Consider the following 18,027-nt stretch of genomic DNA (forward strand, 5'->3'; position numbering starts at 1 on the left):
AAGGGCTCCGGTGTGCTCAGTCTTGGCGCAGGAAATAGTCATAACGCATGGAAACCGTGACTTCGAACGGCTCGGCCTGGTCGATCACCCGGGTACGCCTTGCGGCACTGGCGCGCCAGCCATGCGGGGTCATGGCCAGCAGGTCGGCGCGGGCCTTGGGCGCAACCAGGCTCAGGCGGAACTCGAGGGTTTCGCTGTGGGCATGGGCCATGCCTTCGGGGACCAGTGCGAGGTGCTTGTCGTCGGCGTAAGGGCGTACTTCATCGTAGAGCACTTCGCGCAGTTCCATCAGGTGGCCGCTGGTGGGGCCGACCCGCATCAGGCCGCCGCCGGGGCTGAGCAGGCGCTTGGCCTCGGCCCAGTCGAGCGGGCTGAACACGCTGGCGATGAATTGGCAGCTGGCGTCGGCCAGCGGCACCCGGGCCATGCTGGCGACCATCCAGGTGACCTCGGGCGCGCGGCGGCAGGCGCGCTTGACCGCCTCGCGGGAGATGTCCAGGGCATAGCCCTCGGCGGCTGGCAGCGCCTGGGCGAGCTGCGCGGTGTAGTAGCCCTCGCCGCAACCGATGTCCAGCCAGGCAGAGGGCTGGCGCTCGGCGGCCAGTTCGGCCAGGCGACGCGCCACCGGGGCGTAGTGGCCGGCCTCGAGGAAATCGCGGCGGGCCTCGACCATGGCCTGGTTGTCACCCGGGTCGCGGCTGTTCTTGTGCTGCACCGGCAACAGGTTCAGGTAACCCTGGCGGGCGCGGTCGAAGCGGTGGCCGGCCGGGCACACCACACCGTTGTCGAGCCGGCTCAGCGGCGCTTGGCAAAGGGGGCAGGCGAGCATCAGGCGAGCAACCGGACCAGGGTCTGGTAGTAGATTTCGGTCAGCAGGTCGAGGTCGCTGGCCAGGATCCGCTCGTCGACCTGGTGGATGGTGGCGTTGACCGGGCCAAGCTCGACCACCTGGGTACCCATGGTGGCGATGAAGCGGCCATCGGAGGTACCACCGCTGGTGGACGGCTGGGTGTCGCGACCGGTGACGCCCTTGATGCTGGCCGATACCGCGTCCAGCAGCTCGCCCGGCTCGGTGAGGAACGGCAGGCCCGACAGTGCCCAGTCGATCGACCAGTCCAGTTCATGCTTGTCGAGAATGGCCGACACCCGCGCCTGCAGGCCTTCGACGGTGGACTCGGTGGAGAAGCGGAAGTTGAACAACGCGCTCAGCTCGCCCGGGACCACATTGGTAGCGCCGGTGCCAGCATTGAGGTTGGAGATCTGGAAGCTGGTCGGTGGGAAGAACGCATTGCCTTCGTCCCAGTGCTCGGCGGCCAGTTCGGCCAGGGCCGGGGCGGCCAGGTGGATCGGGTTGCGTGCCAGGTGTGGGTAGGCCACGTGGCCCTGCTTGCCGCGCACGGTCAGCTTGGCGCCCAGCGAGCCACGGCGGCCATTCTTGACCACGTCACCCAGCAGGGTGGTGCTGGACGGCTCGCCGACGATGCACCAGTCCAGGCGCTCGTTGCGCGCTTTCAGGCGCTCGACCACGGCCTTGGTGCCGTGATGGGCCGGGCCTTCCTCGTCGCTGGTGATGAGGAAGGCGACCTTGCCACGGTGGTCCGGGTAGTCCCGCACGAAGCGCTCGCTGGCCACCACCATGGACGCCAGGCTGCCTTTCATGTCGGCGGCGCCACGGCCGCAGAGCATGCCGTCGGCGTCGATCAGCGCTTCGAAGGGTTCATGCTGCCATTGCTGCACCGGGCCGGTGGGCACCACGTCGGTGTGGCCGGCGAAGCACAGCACTGGGCCGTCCTGGCTACCGTGGGTGGCCCAGAAGTTGTCGACGTCCTCGATGCGCATCGGTTCCAGCTGGAAGCCCACGGCGCCCAGGCGGTTCATCATCTGCGCCTGGCAGTCGGCATCGACGGGGGTGACCGAGGGGCGACGGATCAGGTCGCAGGCCAGTTGGAGGGTGGGCGAAAGCTCGGCTGGGGCCGTCATGGGGGACTCCGGGGCAAGGCAAGGCGGGAGAAATCTGAGGGGCGTTATCTTATATCAAACCGTCAGGCCAATGGGGCCGCTTTGCGGCCCTTTCGCGACACAAGGCCGTTCCTACAGGCGATCTAGCCATATCTGACGGTTGCAATCCCCTGTAGGAGCGGCCTTGTGTCGCGAAAGGGGCGCAAAGCGCCCCCAAAGAACTCAAGCCTGTTGCACTTCGGCGGCCTTTTCCCCAGGTTTGGGCAACGACGACAGAAACGCCATCACCAGCGCAGCCACATAAGGCAACGATTGCACCAGCAACATCGCCACCCAGAAGCGCATGTCCGAACTCGGCAGCCCCTGCACCAGATAGATGCCCAGTGCCGCACCCCACAGCAGCAACATGATGAACAACTCTTCCCGGGCCTCGGAAATCGCCACCAGCAAGCCATGGCTGTCGGCGTTCTTCGGCGTGCGGAAGAACGGCATGCTGCTGGTGAAGAAACCGTACAGCACGGCCTTGGCAATGGTATGCGACAACGCCAGCCCGGCCAGTGCCGCGGCAAAGGCGTCCTTCAGGTTCACCCCCACTGCGCGCCGGTAGAGGAAGATGATCTTGCCGACCTTGAAGAAGAACAGCGCCAGCGGCGGGATGGCGAAGATCATCAGCGGCGGGTCGACCCGGTGTGGCACGATGATCATCGCCGCCGACCACAGCAGCGCGCCGACGGTGAAGAAGATGTTCATGCCATCGGCGATCCAGGGCAGCCAGCCGGCCAGGAAGTGGTAGCGCTGGCCACGGGTCAGCTCGCTGCCCTTGCCGCGCAACAGCGCGCTGGCGTGGTGCTTGATGATCTGGATGGCGCCATAGGCCCAGCGGAAACGCTGCTTCTTGAAGTCGATGAAGGTGTCGGGCATCAGGCCCTTGCCGTAGCTGTTGTGGGCGTAGGCCGCCGACAGGCCCTTCTCGAATACGCGCAGGCCCAGCTCGGCGTCCTCGCAGATGCACCACTCGGCCCAGCCCAACTCTTCCAGCACGCTGCGCCGGGTCATGGTCATGGTGCCGTGCTGGATGATCGCGTCACGGTCGTTGCGGGTGACCATGCCGATGTGGAAGAAGCCCTTGTACTCGCTGTAGCAGAGCTTCTTGAAGGCGCTTTCATGCTGGTCGCGATAATCCTGCGGCGACTGCACCACGGCGATTTTCGGGTCGGCGAAGTGCGGCACCATGTGCTTGAGCCAGTTGCGGTCGACGCAGTAGTCCGAGTCGATCACCGCGATCACTTCGGCATCCTTGGCGGTGTGCGGGATCAGGTAGTTCAGTGCGCCGCCCTTGAAGCCGGCCAATGGCGCGACGTGGAAGAACCTGAAGCGCTCGCCGAGCTTCTCGCAGTGGGCCTTGAGCGGCTCCCATACGGCCGGGTCCTTGGTGTTGTTGTCGATCACCAGCACTTCGTAGTCGGGGTAGTCCAGTGCGGCCAGGGCGTCGAGGGTCTGCTTCACCATCTCTGGCGGCTCGTTGTAGCACGGCACATGCACCGACACCTTGGGCCGATAGGCGCTGTCGGCCTGCACCGGCAGGAATTCGCGGCGGCGCTTGTGGATCCATACCGCCTCGGCCAGTTCGTGGGCCTCGGTGAGCAGGACGATGAACACCCCCAGCGCGCCAAGGGCCAGCAGCACGCCCACGGTCAGGCTGAACCAGGTGCTGTATTGCTGGCTGTAGTCGTAGGCGATCCACACCAGGACCGAGCCGCACAGGAACGTGATGAAGGTCAGGAAGGTGCGGCCACGCTGGCGCAGGGCAGAGCCGTCGATGAACAGCACGGTCAGCGCAATCAGGGCCAGGACCACCGAGGCCACTGCCAGGGCACGCCATTGCGGGATCGCCACCACCGGGCCGTCGAAATTGAATTTCTGCTGGCGCTCGGCGTTGTACACGCCCCAGTAGGCGCCCACCGAACCTTCGTCACTGGCTTTCCAGGGCTGGTCATAGGCTTCGATGACGAAGTAGTTGTACCCACGGCGGTTGAGGGTGTTGACCAGGGTGCGCAGGTAGATGGCCTGGTCGGCCTGGGTGGCATCGGCACCCCCGCGCATGCGGCCGTTGCTCGGCCAGCCGACTTCCGACAGCAGCAGCGGCTTGCGCGGGAACTGGTGTTTCAGTTCGCGGGCGCGGTCGAGGACAAATGCGACCGAATCCTTCATCGGCACGAACTCCCAGTACGGCAGGATGTGCGCGGCGATCAGGTCGACGTGCTTGGCCAGTTGCGGGTTTTCTTTCCAGATGTGCCACTGCTCACTGGTGGTCACCGGTACCTTGACCGCTGCCCGTACCCGGTCGAGGTACTTGATCAGGTTTTCCGGGGTGACCTCCTCGCGGAACAGCGCCTCGTTGCCGACCACTACCCGGACGACGCTGCGCGAGGTGTTGGCCAACTGGATGGCGGTGGCGATCTCACGCTCGTTGCGCTCCAGGTCCGGGCTGATCCAGATACCCAGCGTGACCCGCAGGCCGAACTCCTCGGCCAGCCGCGGGATATCGGCCTGGGTGCCTTCCACGGTGTAGGTACGGATGCTGTCGGTCAGTTTGCTCAACTGCTCCAGGTCCTGGCGCATCTCGTCGTCAGTCGGGTACTGGCCCTTTTGCGGGCTTTCCCCCAGGCGGAATGGCGAATACGAGAAGCCGGAGATCTGCTCGGGCCAGGCAGGGGCGGAAACCGGGCGATTGATCAGCGCCCAGAACCCGGTGAACAACGCGGCGATGGCCAGCACCACAACCAGGTTCAGGCCGAATTTACGTGAAGACATTGTGGACCATTTGTGTCGAAGTGATACGACATTAAAGCAGGGTTGGTAGGCTCTTTCCTAACGATGCAGGCAATGGGGCCGCTGGCATATAATGCGCGCCGGTTTTTTGGGGTATGAGCATGAGCACAGAAGATCCACGCTTCGCCGGCGTTGCCCGGTTGTATGGCGACCAGGGGTTGCAGCGCCTGGGCCAGGCCCATGTGGCCGTGGTCGGTATTGGCGGGGTAGGCTCGTGGGCGGCCGAAGCACTGGCCCGCAGTGGCGTGGGCGAGATCACCCTGTTCGACCTCGACGACGTCTGCGTCAGCAACACCAACCGCCAGGCCCATGCCCTGGAAGGGCAGGTGGGGCGGCCCAAGGTCGAGGTCATGGCCGAGCGCCTGCGGGCGATCAACCCGGCTTGCAGGGTGCATGCGGTAGCCGACTTCGTCACCCGTGACAGCATGGCCGAGTACATCAGCGAAAACCTCGACTGTGTGATCGACTGCATCGACAGCGTCATGGCCAAGGCCGCGCTGATCGCCTGGTGCCGCCGGCGCAAGATCGCCATTGTCACCACTGGTGGCGCCGGTGGGCAGATCGACCCGACGCAGATCCAGATCGCCGACCTGAACAAGACCTTCAACGACCCGCTGGCTTCGCGGGTGCGTTCCACCCTGCGCCGCGACTACAACTTCTCGCGCAACGTCAGCCGCAATTATGGCGTGCCGTGCGTGTTCTCCAGCGAGCAGCTGCGCTATCCCAAGGGAGATGGCAGTGTCTGCCTGCAGAAGAGTTTTGTCGGTGAAGGTGTGCGCCTGGACTGCTCGGGTGGCTTCGGCGCGGTGATGATGGTGACCGCGACCTTCGCCATGGTGGCAGCGAGCAAGGCGGTGGAAAAGCTGGTGGCGGGGGCGCGACGGCCTTCGGAGCGGGTCAAGCCTGAATAGACCGAGTGGGCTTCTTCGCGGGCTTGCCCGCTCCCACAGGTACTGCATCTCTCTCAAGAACGATGAGGACCCTGTGGGAGCGGGCAAGCCCGCGAAGAAGCCAGCACCGATTCAACGGTTGGACGCCAGCTCCGTCATCCGCTGCAATACCGCATGCAACCCATTGCTGCGCGACGGCGAAAGCTGGCGCTCCAGGCCCAGTTGGGTAAACCACTCACGCAGATCAAGCGCGGCCAGCTCTCCACTGGGCAACCCCTGCACCCGTACCAGCAGCAATGCCAGCAGCCCGCGCAGCAAACGTGCATCGCTGCTGGCCTTGAACCGCCACACCCCGTCGTTCTGCTCGGCCACCAGCCACACCAGGCTTTCACAGCCATGCACCCGGTTGGCCTCGGTCTTTTCAGCCTCAGCCAAGGGTTCCAGGCGGTCGCCCCACTGCATCAGCAAGCGCGCACGCTGTTCCCAGCCCTTGCTTTGCTCAAACGCTTCCAGCGCCTGGCAGGCCTGTGCTGGCAGGTTCATCGCAACAGCTCCAGGCCCTGGTCCAGCGCGTCGAAGAAACGCTGCAAGTCATCGCTGTCGTTGTACAGCCCCAGCGACACGCGAATGGCGCCCTCCAGCCCCAACCCCTTGAGAAGCGGCATGGCGCAGTGGTGCCCGGCACGCACGGCAATACCTTGCTCGGTCAGCAGGTGGGCGATATCAGCGTTGTGCACGCCTTCAATGACGAAACTGGCCAGGGCTGCCTGTGGTGCGCCAAGGATGCGCACACCATCGCGGTCTGCCAGGCCACGCAGCAAGTGCTGGTGCAGACTGGCTTCATGGCGTTCGACCGCCTGGGCATCGAGGCTGGCCAGGTAATCCAGGGTCGCGCCCAGGCCGATCACGCCGGCAATCGGCGGGGTACCGGCCTCGAAGCCCAGCGGCGCCGGGCGGAAGCTGGCGCTATGGTACTCGGCCAGTTGCACCATCTCGCCGCCGAACTGCCAGTGGCGCAGCAATTCCAGCGCCTGGCTGCGGCCGTACAGCACGCCGACGCCTTCCGGGCCGTACAGCTTGTGGCTGGAGAACACATAGAAGTCGCAACCCAGTTGCTGCACATCATGCCGCCCATGCACCACCCCTTGGGCACCGTCGACCACGGTCAGCGCACCCTGCGCGCGAGCATGGGCCAACAGTGCCGGCAGCGGCTGCCAGGTACCCAGCACGTTGGACAGCTGGCTTACCGCCAGTACTCGGGTACGTGGCCCGATCAGTTGCAGTGCCTGGTCGAGGTCGATGCAGCCCTGGCCATCCAGCGGCAGCACCACCAGGCGCAGGTTGCGCCGCTGCGCCAGTTGTTGCCAGGGCAGCAGGTTGGCGTGGTGCTCCAGGGCGCTGACGGCAATTTCATCACCGGCCTCGAAGCGCTGTTCCAGGCCGTACGCCAGCAGGTTCAGCGCCGACGTGGCACCGTGGGTGAACACGATCTGCCGCGAATCCGCCGCATTGAGCCAGGCGGCAACCTTGTCGCGACTGGTTTCGAAAGCCTGGGTCGCGAGTGCGCCGGGCAAATGCTGGGCCCGGTGCACGTTGGCTGCGCCATGGCCGTAGTAATGGCTCAGGGCATCGAGCAGGGCTTGCGGCTTCTGGGTGGTGGCGGCGCTGTCCAGGTAGGTCTGGTGCTGCCGTTGCAGGGCGGCGATCGCGGGGAAATCGGCACGCCAGGGGGAGGGCTGGAACATGGTCGCGGGGCCTGGAAGGAAAATCGGGTCTGGCGAGGGGCCAGACCCGATCTTAACATTTCAAGCGCTGAGAATCCGCTGCTGCAGGGTTCTCAGTTGTGCGCGTGCAGCGCCTCGTTCAGCTCGATGGCCGACTTGTGGGTCTTGCACTCCACTGCACCGTTCAGCGAGTTGCGGCGGAACAGCAGGTCGGTCTGGCCGGCCAGGTCGCGGGCCTTGACCACTTTCACCAGTTGGTTGTTCTCGTCCAGCAGGTTCACCTTGGTACCGGCGGTGATGTACAGGCCGGCCTCGACGGTGTTGCGGTCGCCCAGCGGAATACCGATACCGGCGTTGGCGCCGATCAGGCAGCCTTCGCCAACCTTGATGACGATGTTGCCGCCGCCGGACAGGGTGCCCATGGTCGAGCAGCCGCCGCCCAGGTCGGAACCCTTGCCGACGAACACGCCAGCGGAAACGCGGCCTTCGATCATGCCTGGGCCTTCGGTGCCGGCGTTAAAGTTGACGAAGCCTTCGTGCATGATGGTGGTGCCTTCGCCGATGTAGGCGCCCAGGCGCACACGGGCGGTGTCGGCGATGCGTACGCCGGCCGGGACCACGTAGTCGGTCATTTTCGGGAACTTGTCCACCGAGAACACTTCCAGCAGCTCGCCCTTCAGGCGCGCTTCCAGTTGCAACTCTGCCAGTTCGGCCAGGTCGACTGCGCCCTGGTTGGTCCAGGCCACGTTCGGCAGCAGCGGGAAGATGCCGGCCAGGCTCACACCGTGCGGCTTGACCAGGCGGTGCGACAGCAGGTGCAGCTTGAGGTAGGCCTCTGGGGTCGAGCTCAGTGCGGCGTCTTCGGCCAGCAGGGTGGCGACCAGTGGCTTGTGGCTCTCGGCCAGGCGGGTCAGCAGGGCTGCCTGGGCGGCGTCGACGCCTTTCACGGCTTCGGCCAGTTGTGCAGCCTGGGCAGTGCTGAAGGCGATGGCCTGGTTGCCGCCTTGGTAGCCGAGGATCGGCGCTACCGCTGCAACCAGCTCTGCGCTCGGGTTGAGCAGTGGTTGTGCGTAGAATACTTCCAGCCAGGCGCCCTGGCGGTTCTGGGAGCCGACACCGAAGGCCAGGCTGAACAGGGTATTGGACATGTGATTACCTCGTGCGAAATAGGGTAGGGGCTCAGGCCAGGGCAGTGGCGTAAAGGTCGGGCTTGAAGCCGACCAGGGTGCGCGTGCCAAGGTCGAGCACCGGGCGCTTGATCATTGACGGCTGGGCCAGCATCAATTCGACGGCCTTGGCCTGGTCGAGGTCGGCCTTGCTGGCGTCGTCCAGCTTGCGGAACGTGGTGCCGGCACGGTTGAGGATGGTTTCCCAGCCGTGTTCGTTGCACCAGCGGTTCAGGCTGTCACGGTCGATGCCTTGGGTCTTGTAATCGTGAAATTCGTAGGCGATGGCTTTTTCGTCGAGCCAGGTACGCGCTTTTTTCATCGTGTCGCAGGCTTTGATGCCGTAGAGCGTGTAGGTCATTGTGTGCATTGAGGCCACAGGCTGCCTCAATTTCTCCGTATTCGAATGTCAGTCGCGGGATTATGCGGGAACCATCCTTTGAGCGCCACGGGGGCGGCGCTCGATCTCACAGGCGCTACAAGACCCAAGGCATGTGCCCCAGCCTCACGTCTCATCATGTTACATATTCATCCCTCACCTGCGACTATCGTGCAGCGGCCTCGCCTCACGTTACCCCGCTAACATATTGTTTCAATGGCGCTCTCTCGCCCCGCTGTCGATTCTGGTCATAAAGGAAGCCCTACCGGATGCAGTCCGCCTATACCGTCCTCATCCTGCTGACGCTGGTCAGCGTGTCGAAGCTGGTCGGCCGCATGATCCCGCTGCCCTTGCCGCTGGTGCAGATTGCCGCTGGTGCCTTGCTGGCCTGGCCGACGCTGGGCCTGCATGTGGCCCTGGATCCCGAACTGTTCCTGTTCCTGTTCCTGCCCCCCTTGCTGTTCGCCGACGGTTGGCGCATTCCCAAGCGCGAGCTGTGGCGCATCCGTGGGCCAGTCGTGGCGCTGGCCGTGGGGCTGGTGTTGTTCACCGTGGTCGGGGCCGGTTACTTCATCCACTGGTTGCTGCCTGGCATTCCGCTGCCGGTGGCTTTCGCCCTGGCGGCAGTCTTGTCGCCGACCGACGCCGTGGCAGTGTCGGCCATTGCCCAGGACCGCCTGCCCACCCCGCTGATGCACATGCTGCAAGGCGAGGCCCTGATGAACGATGCGTCCGGCCTGGTGACCTTCAAGTTCGCCCTGGCGGCAGCGATCACCGGGGTGTTCTCGTTGACCGATGCCAGCTTCAGCTTCGTCCTGGTCGCCCTCGGCGGGCTTGCCGTGGGTGTCGCCCTGAGCTGGCTGATCGGCCGCCTGCGGGCGTGGATGATCGCCCGCGGCTGGGACGACCCGGCCACCCACGTGGTGTTCATGTTGCTGCTGCCGTTCGCCGCCTACGTGCTGGCCGAGCGCCTCGGCGTGTCGGGCATCCTCTCGGCGGTGGCGGCCGGCATGATGCAGAGCTGGCTCGACCTGCTGCCCCGGCAGACCAGTACGCGCCTGCTCAACCGCAGTGTCTGGTCGTTGCTGGAGTTCGCTTTCAATGGCCTGATCTTTCTCCTGCTGGGCCTGCAATTGCCCGACATCATCAAGGCCGTGGTCAGCCACGAAGCCACCGTATGGCCGACCCTGGCCTGGCGTTGCCTGGATGTGGTGGCAATCTTTGCCGCGTTGATCCTGCTGCGCTTCATCTGGGTGCAGAGCATCTGGCGCTCGATCGGCGTGGTGCGGCGCTGGCGCGGCAAGCCGGCGCTGGTACTGATGCCCACGGCGCGCTCCTGTTGGCTGCTGACCCTGGGCGGCGTACGCGGTGCGGTCACCCTGGCCGGTGTGATGTCGATCCCGCTGTTGATCGAAGCGGGCAAGGCGTTTCCCGAGCGTGACCTGCTGATCTTCATCGCGGCCGGGGTGATCCTGCTGTCGCTGATCACCGCCTGTATCAGCCTGCCGCTGCTGCTGCGCGGGGTGACCAAGAGCCCGGACGAGCGCTTGCACCAGGAAGTGCAGGAGGCCTGGCGGCGTACTGCCGAGGCGGCGATCCACGCCCTGGAGGCGGAGGAGGTGATCGACAGCACTGCGCCGCAGGATGCCGCCCAGGCGACCTTGGCGACCGAACTCAAGGCGCGCCTGATGGCGGAATACCGCGATGAACTGGACAGCTACAACGACAGCGCCGAAGCCAAGGCCCTGGCGCAACAGATGGACCTGCTGGAGCGACGGCTGCGCCTGCGCGCGCTGCGGGCGCAGCGGCTGGAGCTGTACAACCTGCATCGTCAGCACCTGGTGGGTGACGAGGTGGTGCGGCAGGTGCTGGGCGAGCTGGACTTGAGCGAGGCGAACCTGGGATCAGTCAAGTAGACCGCAGCAGGCGTTCCTTCCGCGATACAAGGCCGCTGCCAGAGGTATCTTGCGTCCCCCTGTAGCAGCGGCCTGGTCTCGCCAGAGGGGCGCAAAGCGCCCCAGGCCGGTCAACGGTTCTGCAGGAACTCGCGAATCCGCTCCGCTGCCTCGATGCACTCGGCCAGCGGCGCGACCAGCGCCATGCGCACGCGCCCGGCGCCCGGGTTCACCCCATCCACTTCGCGCGACAGGTAAGAGCCCGGCACCACCGTTACATGCTGCGCCTCGAACAGGTCACGGGTGAATTCGGCATCGCCACCCGGTACCTTGGCCCACAGGTAGAAGCTGCCATCCGGGCGCTGCACGTCCAGCACCGGCTGCAGGATATCCAACACGGCATCGTACTTGGCGCGGTACTGGTCGCGGTTCTCGCGCACATGTGCCTCGTCCTGCCAGGCGGCAATGCTGGCCAGCTGGGTTTGTACCGGCATGGCGCAGCCATGGTAGGTGCGGTACAGCAAAAATGGCTTGATGATCTCGGCATCCCCGGCGACGAAGCCCGAACGCAGGCCCGGCAGGTTGGAGCGCTTGGACAGGCTGTGGAACACCACGCAGCGCTTGAAATCGCTGCGGCCGAGTTCCGCACAGGCAGTCAGCAGGCCCGGTGGCGGGGCGTCTTCGTCGAAATACAGCTCGCTGTAGCACTCGTCGGCGGCGATCACGAAGTCGTGCTGGTCGGCCAGGGCAATCAGCTTCTTCAGGGTGGCCATCGGCACCAGCGCGCCGGTGGGGTTGCCCGGCGAGCACAGGAACAGGATCTGGCAACGCTGCCACACCTCGGCCGGCACGGCGTCGAAATCGGGGTTGAAACCGTTGCTCTCCAGGCACGGCAGGTAGTGCGGGGTGGCACCGGCCAGCAGTGCTGCGCCTTCGTAGATCTGGTAGAACGGGTTGGGGCTGACCACCAGGCCGTCATCGGCGCGGTTGACCACGGCCTGGGTGAAGGCAAACAGCGCCTCGCGGGTGCCGTTGACCGGCAGGATGTGCCGCTCGGCGTCCAGCCAGCCGGCCGGTACGCCGAAGCGGCGCTCGCACCACTGGCCGATCGCCTGGCGCAAGGCGGGCAGGCCGATGGTGCTGGGGTAGACCGCCAGCTTGTCGAGGTTGTCGGCCATGGCCTGGGCGACGAACGCCGGCGATTCGTGCTTCGGCTCACCGATCGACAGGGCGATGGCGCGTTTGTCCGCCGCCGGCTTCACGCTGCCCAGCAGGGCGCGGAGTTTCTCGAACGGGTAGGGCTGAAGCTGGGTCAGGGCTTGGTTCATCGGCGCAAGGTCTCGTCAATCGTCTAGTCGTTAAAAAGTCACGCGGGTAGGGCTGGTATCGCTGGCCTGGCCGGCCTGCAGCTGCTGGACGATGGCCTCCTGCAGGCGGCTGCACAGCTGTGGGTCGGACAGCGGCTGGTTGTCGGCGTCGGTGATGAAGAACACGTCCTCCACCCGCTCGCCAAGGGTGGCGATCTTGGCATTCTGCAGCGACAGGTCGAACTCCAGGAAGATCCGCCCGAGCCGCGCCAGCAGGCCTGGGCGGTCGGGCGCGGTGATCTCGAGTATGGTTACCGGCCGCTGGGCATCGTTGAGGATGGTCACCTGCGGTGGGAAGTCGAAGTGCTTGAGCTGGCGTGGCACCCGGCGCTGGATGATGGTCGGGTAGTCCTCGGGGTTGCGCAGCGCTTCGGTCAGGCCGTCGCGAATCTGCTTGACCCGCTGCGGGTTGTCGCCGATCGAGCCGCCATCGTTGTCCAGCACAATGTAGGTGTCGAGGGTGAACTGGCTGCTCGAGGTGATGATCCGCGCGTCGTGGATGTTCAGGTTCAGCTGCGACATGGCGGCCACCGTCACGGCGAAGAAGTCGTGCTGGTCGGGGGCGTAGATGAAGATCTGCGTGCCGCCTTCGAATTCGCGCTGGGTGGTTTCCTTGATCAGCACCAGTGGCCCGCCGTCGGCCGGCTGCTGCAGGATCGCGTCGCTGTGCCAGGCCACGTCGGCGGCGGTGTGCTTGAGGAAGTAGTCATCGCCCAGTTGTGCCCACAATTGCTCGACGTCGTCCGGGTCGGTGCCCTCGCGCACCAGGATGTCCAGCGCTGCGGACTGGGTCTGGCGGATCTGCTCTTCGCGGTCCAGCGGGTTTTCCAGGCCGCGGCGCAGCGCGCGCTTGGTCTCGGTGTACAGCTGGCGCAGCAGGCTGGCACGCCACGAGTTCCACAGGCTGGGGTTGGTGGCGTTGATGTCGGCCACGGTCAGCACGTACAGGTAGTCCAGGCGTGTTTCATCGCCCACGTGCAGGGCAAAGTCGTTGATCACCTGCGGGTCGGACAGGTCCTTGCGCTGGGCGGTGGTCGACATTACCAGGTGGTTCTGTACCAGCCAGACGATCAGGCGGCTGTCCCAGGCCGGCAACTGGTGACGTTCGCAGAACTTCTGCGCATCCACCGCGCCCAGCTCGGAGTGGTCGCCCTGGCGGCCCTTGCCGATGTCGTGGTACAGCCCGGCCAGGTAGATCAGCTCGGGCTTGGGCAGGCGCCCCATGAGCTTGCTGGCCAGCGGGAATTTCTCGGACACCGGCGTGTACTGCAGCTTGCGCAGGTGCTTGATGAGGTTGAGGGTGTGCGCATCGACCGTGTAGATGTGGAACAGGTCGTGTTGCATCTGCCCGACGATCAGGCCGAATTCCGGCAGGTAGCGGCCGAGGATGCCATAGCGGTTCATCCGCCGCAGGTTGCGGTGGATGCCGATTTCGCACTTGAACAGCTCGATGAACAGGCTGGTATTGCGGATATCGGTGCGGAAGGTGTCGTCGATCAGGTGCCGGTGTTCGCGCAGCAGGCGCACGGTATCGGCGCGCACGCCCTTGATCTCGGGGTGCTGGGCCATCAGCACGAAGATTTCCAGCATGGCGAACGGGGTGCGCTTGAACACGTTCGGCCGGGTGGCCTCTATATAGCCATCATGCAGGCGGAAGCGTGCATTCAGCGGCTGGGTAGTGCCGCTGCCGTCATCGGCGAGGATCACTTCTTCAAAGTGCTGGATGATCAGGTCGCACAACTGGCTGATGCTCATCACCACCCGGTAGTACTGCTGCATGAACTGCTCGATTGCCCGCTTGGGGTTGTCGTCGCTGTAGCCCAGCAGCGCGGCGATGCTGCGCTGATGGTCGAACAGCAGGCGGTCCTCGGCGCGCCCGGCCAGCATGTGCAAGGCGTAGCGCACCTTCCACAGGAAGTCCTGGGAAGAGGCCAGCAGCTCGTTCTCGCTTTCCAGCAAAAAGCCTTCGCCGGCCAGCGCATGCAGGTTTAGGGTGCCGTACTGGCGGCGGGCCACCCAGAGCACGGTCTGGATGTCGCGCAGGCCACCGGGCGAGCCTTTCACGTTGGGTTCGAGGTTGTACTCGGTGTCGTTGTACTTGTGGTGGCGGGCCTTGAGCTCGGCGCGCTTGGCCAGGAAGAAGTCCTTGCTCGGCCACATGTGCGTGGTGTCGGTCACCTCCAGCATGCGCTGGCGCAAGGCCTCGGGGCCGGCGATGGTGCGGCTTTCCATCAGGTTGGTGATGACCGTCAGGTCGGCGCGGGCCTGCTCGGCACACTCGTCGACGGTGCGCACGCTCTGGCCCACTTCCAGGCCGATGTCCCACAGCAGGGTAAGAAAGCGTTCGATGGCGTCGCGGTATTGCTCGTGTTCGGCGGCGCCCAGCAGGATCAGCAGGTCGATGTCCGAATGCGGGTGCAGCTCGCCGCGCCCGTAGCCGCCCACCGCGACCAGGGCGATGCCGCTGTGGTCGCCCCAGTCGAACTGGTTCCATGCCTGCTGCAGGATATTGTCGACGAGCCAGGCGCGGGCCTCGATCAGCGGGCGGATTTCGCCGCCGCTGCGAAAACGCCTGTCGAGCACCTCGCCGGCCTGGCGGATGGCCTTCTTGAAGGCGGCGATGGGGCTCGCCTTGAGGGCCAGTTCCGCCTGGAACTGGCCGCGGTCGAACAGCTCGGGATCCACCTGGGGCATCGCGTCAGGTTCCTGTCGAGGGGTGGCCGTTGGCTGAGTACGCTCAGGCCGATGTGCGCGGGATGGTGTCGTCCTTGCGCAGGGTGAAGATCTCGTAGCCGGTGGCGGTCACCAGCAGGGTATGTTCCCACTGGGCCGAGAGCTTGCGGTCCTTGGTGATGGCGGTCCAGCCGTCGCCCAGCACCTTGGTGTCGGCCTTGCCCTGGTTGATCATCGGCTCGATGGTGAAGGTCATGCCTTCCTTCAGTTCCATGCCGGTGCCGGCGCGGCCGTAGTGGAGGATCTGTGGCTCTTCGTGGAACACCTTACCGATACCGTGGCCGCAGAACTCGCGGACCACCGAGAAACCGTTCTTTTCCGCGTGCTTCTGGATCACTTCACCGATGTCGCCCAGGCGGCAGCCCGGCTTGACCAGCTCGATGGCCTTGTACATGCACTCCTGGGTGACCTTGGACAGGCGCTCGGCCCATACCGGCACGGTGCCGACATGGAACATGCGGCTGGTGTCGCCGTGGTAGCCGTCCTTGATCACGGTGACGTCGATGTTCAGCGTGTCACCGTCCTTGAGCGGCTTGTCGTTGGGGATGCCGTGGCAGACCACATGGTTGATCGAGGTGCAGATCGACTTCGGGTAGCCCTTGTAGTTGAGCGGTGCCGGGATGGCCTGCTGGACGTTGACGATGTAGTCGTGGCACAGGCGATCCAGCTCTTCGGTGGTGACACCGGGCTTGACGTGTTCTTCGATCATTTCCAGCACTTCGGCGGCCAGGCGGCCGGCGATGCGCATCTTCTCGATGTCTTCTGCGGTCTTGATGGTGACGGTCATTACAGGCTCTCTACAGCGCCGCATGCGGCGCGAACAAACGGGAAAGGCCGGATTCTAGCAGAGCAGGGCGCCGATCGGTCGGGATAACATCGCAGAATTGGGCTGCCGTGCAGCCCATCGCCGGCAACCCAGCGCCCAGGGGAACTGCGTTACCCTGGCGGACGCTGCCATCTCTCCATGGGGCCATTCTGGCCTGTTTGGCGGGGGGCTGCAAAAGCCGCTGACGGACGCAACAGTATCCGGGTTCCGTTCGGCCGCTGTCTGTGGTATAAAATGCGCCGCTTTCGGGGACGACCCCGTCAGTACTTAACCCACACACGTGTCGACACGATGACCTGGGTGCCCCGAGTTGCAGAATTCGCGGGTTGGTCATTGGGATACGTGGAGGCCCAACCCGACTTATCAAGGAACTATCATGTCCCAAGTCAACATGCGCGATATGCTGAAGGCCGGTGTGCACTTCGGCCACCAGACCCGTTACTGGAACCCGAAAATGGGCAAGTACATTTTCGGCGCGCGCAACAAGATCCACATCGTCAACCTGGAAAAAACCCTGCCGATGTTCAACGACGCCCTGGCGTTCGTAGAGCGCCTGGCCCAGGGCAAGAACAAGATCCTGTTCGTCGGCACCAAGCGTTCCGCTGGCAAGATCGTCGCCGAGCAAGCTGCTCGTTGCGGTTCGCCATACGTTGACCACCGTTGGTTGGGCGGCATGCTGACCAACTACAAGACCATCCGCGCTTCGATCAAGCGTCTGCGCGACCTGGAAACCCAGGCCGAAGACGGCACTTTCGCCAAGCTGACCAAGAAAGAAGCCCTGATGCGCTCCCGCGACCTGGAAAAACTGGATCGCAGCCTGGGCGGTATCAAGGACATGGGCGGTCTGCCTGACGCTCTGTTCGTTATCGACGTTGATCACGAGCGCATCGCGATCACCGAAGCCAACAAACTGGGCATCCCGGTTATCGGCGTTGTCGATACCAACAGCAGCCCGGAAGGTGTTGACTACATCATCCCAGGTAACGATGACGCCATCCGCGCTATCGAGCTGTACATGACTTCGATGGCTGACGCAGTCATCCGTGGCCGCAACAACGTTGCCGGCGGCACCGAAGTTTACGCTGAAGAAGCGGCTGCACCTGCTGCCGAGTAATTAGACGCTAGCGTCGACTTGGCACGCAAAAAGGGGGCTCTGCCCCCTTTTTGCCACCTTGAAATCCTGCTGTCAGCATCGGCCCCGCATCATGGGCCCTGCTGAGATAGACACAGTGGATTTGCAGAATTGAACGCCCGTGAGCAACGGGTGGAATGGTTGAAAAACTTTCCAAGAGGATTTTGAAATGGCAGCAATTACTGCAGCGCTGGTCAAAGAACTGCGCGAGCGTACCGGCGAAGGCATGATGGATTGCAAGAAGGCCCTGGAAAAGGCCGGCGGCGACATCGAGAAAGCCATTGACGACATGCGTGCCTCGGGCGCCATCAAGGCCGCCAAGAAGGCTGGCAACGTCGCTGCTGAAGGCGCTATCGCCGTCAAGACCGACGGTAAATCCGCCGTCCTGCTGGAAGTGAACTCGCAGACCGACTTCCTGGCCCTGCAAGACGACTTCAAGGCTTTCGTAGCCGACAGCCTCGAAGAAGCCTTCGCCCAGAAGCTGACCGACGCCGCTCCGCTGATCGCTTCGCGTGAAGCTGCGCGTGAAGCGCTGGTCGCCAAGTGCGGCGAAAACGTCAACATCCGTCGCCTGGTGCGCGTTGAAGGTGACGTGGTCGGTGCCTACCTGCACGGCAACAAGATCGGCGCTGCCGTTGTCCTGAAAGGCGGCGACGTCGAGCTGGCCAAGAACATCGCCATGCACGTTGCAGCTTCGAACCCTGAGTTCCTGCTGCCGTCGGAAGTTTCGGCCGAAGCCATCGAGCGCGAGAAGGGCGTATTCCTGCAGCTGAATGCTGACAAGATCGCCGGCAAGCCGGAAAACATCGTCGAGAACATGATCAAGGGTCGTATCTCGAAGTTCCTGGCCGAAGCCTCGCTGGTCGAACAGGCCTTCGTCATGAACCCGGAAGTCAAGGTTGGCGAGCTGGCCAAGAAAGCCGGTGCTGAAATCGTTTCCTTCACCTACTTCAAGGTCGGCGAAGGCATCGAGAAGCCAGTCGACAACTTCGCTGAAGAAGTTGCCGCTCAGGTTGCTGCTGCCAAGCAGTAAGACAGCCCCGTCTGTCGCCCCAAAGAGGCTGCCCGCTCACGCGCGCAGCCTCTTTGTCAAAACGGAGAGGGGTTTATCCGACTTCCTCTTC

General features: G+C 64.3%; 14 protein-coding genes. 4 read left to right on the forward strand and 10 right to left on the reverse strand.

The genetic code is table 11. From position 1 onward, the window contains the following. Window positions 1-16: 16 nt before the first annotated feature. From ACJA3S_RS05730 to ACJA3S_RS05740, 3 genes are all read right to left on the reverse strand, one after another. Window positions 17-829: a putative RNA methyltransferase gene (locus tag ACJA3S_RS05730; RefSeq protein ID WP_406821125.1), complete on the reverse strand. Its 813-nt coding sequence runs from the start codon at window positions 827-829 to the stop codon at window positions 17-19. After that, window positions 829-1,980, reverse strand: a complete 1,152-nt coding sequence (gene dapE / locus ACJA3S_RS05735; RefSeq protein ID WP_406821126.1) for a succinyl-diaminopimelate desuccinylase — start codon at window positions 1,978-1,980, stop codon at window positions 829-831. Before dapE ends, ACJA3S_RS05730 begins: the two co-directional genes overlap by 1 nt. Before the next feature lie 201 nt (window positions 1,981-2,181). After that, window positions 2,182-4,773 carry a glycosyltransferase gene (locus tag ACJA3S_RS05740; protein ID WP_406821127.1) on the reverse strand — a complete coding sequence of 864 codons (2,592 nt, stop codon included), beginning with the start codon at window positions 4,771-4,773 and terminating at the stop codon, window positions 2,182-2,184. A 119-nt stretch (window positions 4,774-4,892) separates the two neighbouring features. Between ACJA3S_RS05740 and tcdA the strand changes: the two genes are divergently transcribed. Beyond that, a complete protein-coding gene (gene tcdA, locus ACJA3S_RS05745; protein WP_406821128.1) occupies window positions 4,893-5,702 on the forward strand; it encodes a tRNA cyclic N6-threonylcarbamoyladenosine(37) synthase TcdA in 810 nt (269 codons plus the stop codon). Window positions 5,703-5,813: 111 nt separating this feature from the next. On the opposite strand, the gene ACJA3S_RS05750 is transcribed toward tcdA, so the two are convergent. The 4 genes from ACJA3S_RS05750 to ACJA3S_RS05765 all read right to left on the reverse strand — a co-directional run bounded on the left by ACJA3S_RS05750 (window position 5,814) and on the right by ACJA3S_RS05765 (window position 8,932). After that, window positions 5,814-6,224: a SufE family protein gene (locus ACJA3S_RS05750; protein ID WP_406821129.1), complete on the reverse strand. Its 411-nt coding sequence runs from the start codon at window positions 6,222-6,224 to the stop codon at window positions 5,814-5,816. Next, a complete protein-coding gene (locus ACJA3S_RS05755; RefSeq protein ID WP_406821130.1) occupies window positions 6,221-7,426 on the reverse strand; it encodes a cysteine desulfurase in 1,206 nt (401 codons plus the stop codon). Before ACJA3S_RS05755 ends, ACJA3S_RS05750 begins: the two co-directional genes overlap by 4 nt. Before the next feature lie 92 nt (window positions 7,427-7,518). Beyond that, window positions 7,519-8,553, reverse strand: a complete 1,035-nt coding sequence (gene dapD, locus ACJA3S_RS05760) for a 2,3,4,5-tetrahydropyridine-2,6-dicarboxylate N-succinyltransferase (protein WP_186689835.1) — start codon at window positions 8,551-8,553, stop codon at window positions 7,519-7,521. Window positions 8,554-8,584: 31 nt separating this feature from the next. After that, entirely contained in the window at window positions 8,585-8,932 is a 348-nt protein-coding gene (locus ACJA3S_RS05765) for an ArsC family reductase (RefSeq protein ID WP_406822211.1), read from the reverse strand. A gap of 287 nt (window positions 8,933-9,219) precedes the next feature. Between ACJA3S_RS05765 and ACJA3S_RS05770 the strand changes: the two genes are divergently transcribed. Next, window positions 9,220-10,866 (forward strand): Na+/H+ antiporter, encoded by a 1,647-nt coding sequence (locus tag ACJA3S_RS05770; protein ID WP_186689834.1) that lies wholly within the window; start codon window positions 9,220-9,222, stop codon window positions 10,864-10,866. Window positions 10,867-10,976: 110 nt separating this feature from the next. Here ACJA3S_RS05770 and dapC read toward each other — a convergent pair whose 3' ends face one another. The 3 genes from dapC to map are packed head-to-tail and all read right to left on the reverse strand — an operon-like array spanning window position 10,977 to window position 15,732. Further along, window positions 10,977-12,173, reverse strand: a complete 1,197-nt coding sequence (gene dapC, locus ACJA3S_RS05775; protein ID WP_406821131.1) for a succinyldiaminopimelate transaminase — start codon at window positions 12,171-12,173, stop codon at window positions 10,977-10,979. A gap of 30 nt (window positions 12,174-12,203) precedes the next feature. Then, window positions 12,204-14,906 (reverse strand): [protein-PII] uridylyltransferase, encoded by a 2,703-nt coding sequence (locus tag ACJA3S_RS05780; protein ID WP_406821132.1) that lies wholly within the window; start codon window positions 14,904-14,906, stop codon window positions 12,204-12,206. A 43-nt stretch (window positions 14,907-14,949) separates the two neighbouring features. Continuing rightward, window positions 14,950-15,732 (reverse strand): type I methionyl aminopeptidase, encoded by a 783-nt coding sequence (gene map / locus ACJA3S_RS05785; RefSeq protein WP_170028645.1) that lies wholly within the window; start codon window positions 15,730-15,732, stop codon window positions 14,950-14,952. A 415-nt stretch (window positions 15,733-16,147) separates the two neighbouring features. Here map and rpsB point away from each other — a divergent pair, with 415 nt between their 5' ends. Continuing rightward, window positions 16,148-16,885 carry a 30S ribosomal protein S2 gene (gene rpsB / locus ACJA3S_RS05790; RefSeq protein ID WP_046616139.1) on the forward strand — a complete coding sequence of 246 codons (738 nt, stop codon included), beginning with the start codon at window positions 16,148-16,150 and terminating at the stop codon, window positions 16,883-16,885. A gap of 187 nt (window positions 16,886-17,072) precedes the next feature. After that, window positions 17,073-17,936 carry a translation elongation factor Ts gene (tsf, locus tag ACJA3S_RS05795; protein ID WP_406821133.1) on the forward strand — a complete coding sequence of 288 codons (864 nt, stop codon included), beginning with the start codon at window positions 17,073-17,075 and terminating at the stop codon, window positions 17,934-17,936. Window positions 17,937-18,027: the final 91 nt, after the last annotated feature.

The sequence above is a fragment of the Pseudomonas sp. KnCO4 genome, assembly GCF_045344305.1.
Taxonomy (GTDB): Bacteria; Pseudomonadota; Gammaproteobacteria; order Pseudomonadales; family Pseudomonadaceae; genus Aquipseudomonas; species Aquipseudomonas anuradhapurensis.

Coding starts and splice junctions, on each gene's coding strand:
- tsf (WP_406821133.1), top strand. CDS start 17,073: ATGGCAGCAATTACTGCAGCGCTGGTCAAAGAACTGCGCGAGCGTACC.
- ACJA3S_RS05730 (WP_406821125.1), bottom strand. CDS start 829: ATGCTCGCCTGCCCCCTTTGCCAAGCGCCGCTGAGCCGGCTCGACAAC.
- ACJA3S_RS05750 (WP_406821129.1), bottom strand. CDS start 6,224: ATGAACCTGCCAGCACAGGCCTGCCAGGCGCTGGAAGCGTTTGAGCAA.
- ACJA3S_RS05770 (WP_186689834.1), top strand. CDS start 9,220: ATGCAGTCCGCCTATACCGTCCTCATCCTGCTGACGCTGGTCAGCGTG.
- dapE (WP_406821126.1), bottom strand. CDS start 1,980: ATGACGGCCCCAGCCGAGCTTTCGCCCACCCTCCAACTGGCCTGCGAC.
- ACJA3S_RS05765 (WP_406822211.1), bottom strand. CDS start 8,932: ATGACCTACACGCTCTACGGCATCAAAGCCTGCGACACGATGAAAAAA.
- dapC (WP_406821131.1), bottom strand. CDS start 12,173: ATGAACCAAGCCCTGACCCAGCTTCAGCCCTACCCGTTCGAGAAACTC.
- ACJA3S_RS05740 (WP_406821127.1), bottom strand. CDS start 4,773: ATGTCTTCACGTAAATTCGGCCTGAACCTGGTTGTGGTGCTGGCCATC.
- ACJA3S_RS05755 (WP_406821130.1), bottom strand. CDS start 7,426: ATGTTCCAGCCCTCCCCCTGGCGTGCCGATTTCCCCGCGATCGCCGCC.
- tcdA (WP_406821128.1), top strand. CDS start 4,893: ATGAGCACAGAAGATCCACGCTTCGCCGGCGTTGCCCGGTTGTATGGC.
- ACJA3S_RS05780 (WP_406821132.1), bottom strand. CDS start 14,906: ATGCCCCAGGTGGATCCCGAGCTGTTCGACCGCGGCCAGTTCCAGGCG.
- rpsB (WP_046616139.1), top strand. CDS start 16,148: ATGTCCCAAGTCAACATGCGCGATATGCTGAAGGCCGGTGTGCACTTC.
- map (WP_170028645.1), bottom strand. CDS start 15,732: ATGACCGTCACCATCAAGACCGCAGAAGACATCGAGAAGATGCGCATC.
- dapD (WP_186689835.1), bottom strand. CDS start 8,553: ATGTCCAATACCCTGTTCAGCCTGGCCTTCGGTGTCGGCTCCCAGAAC.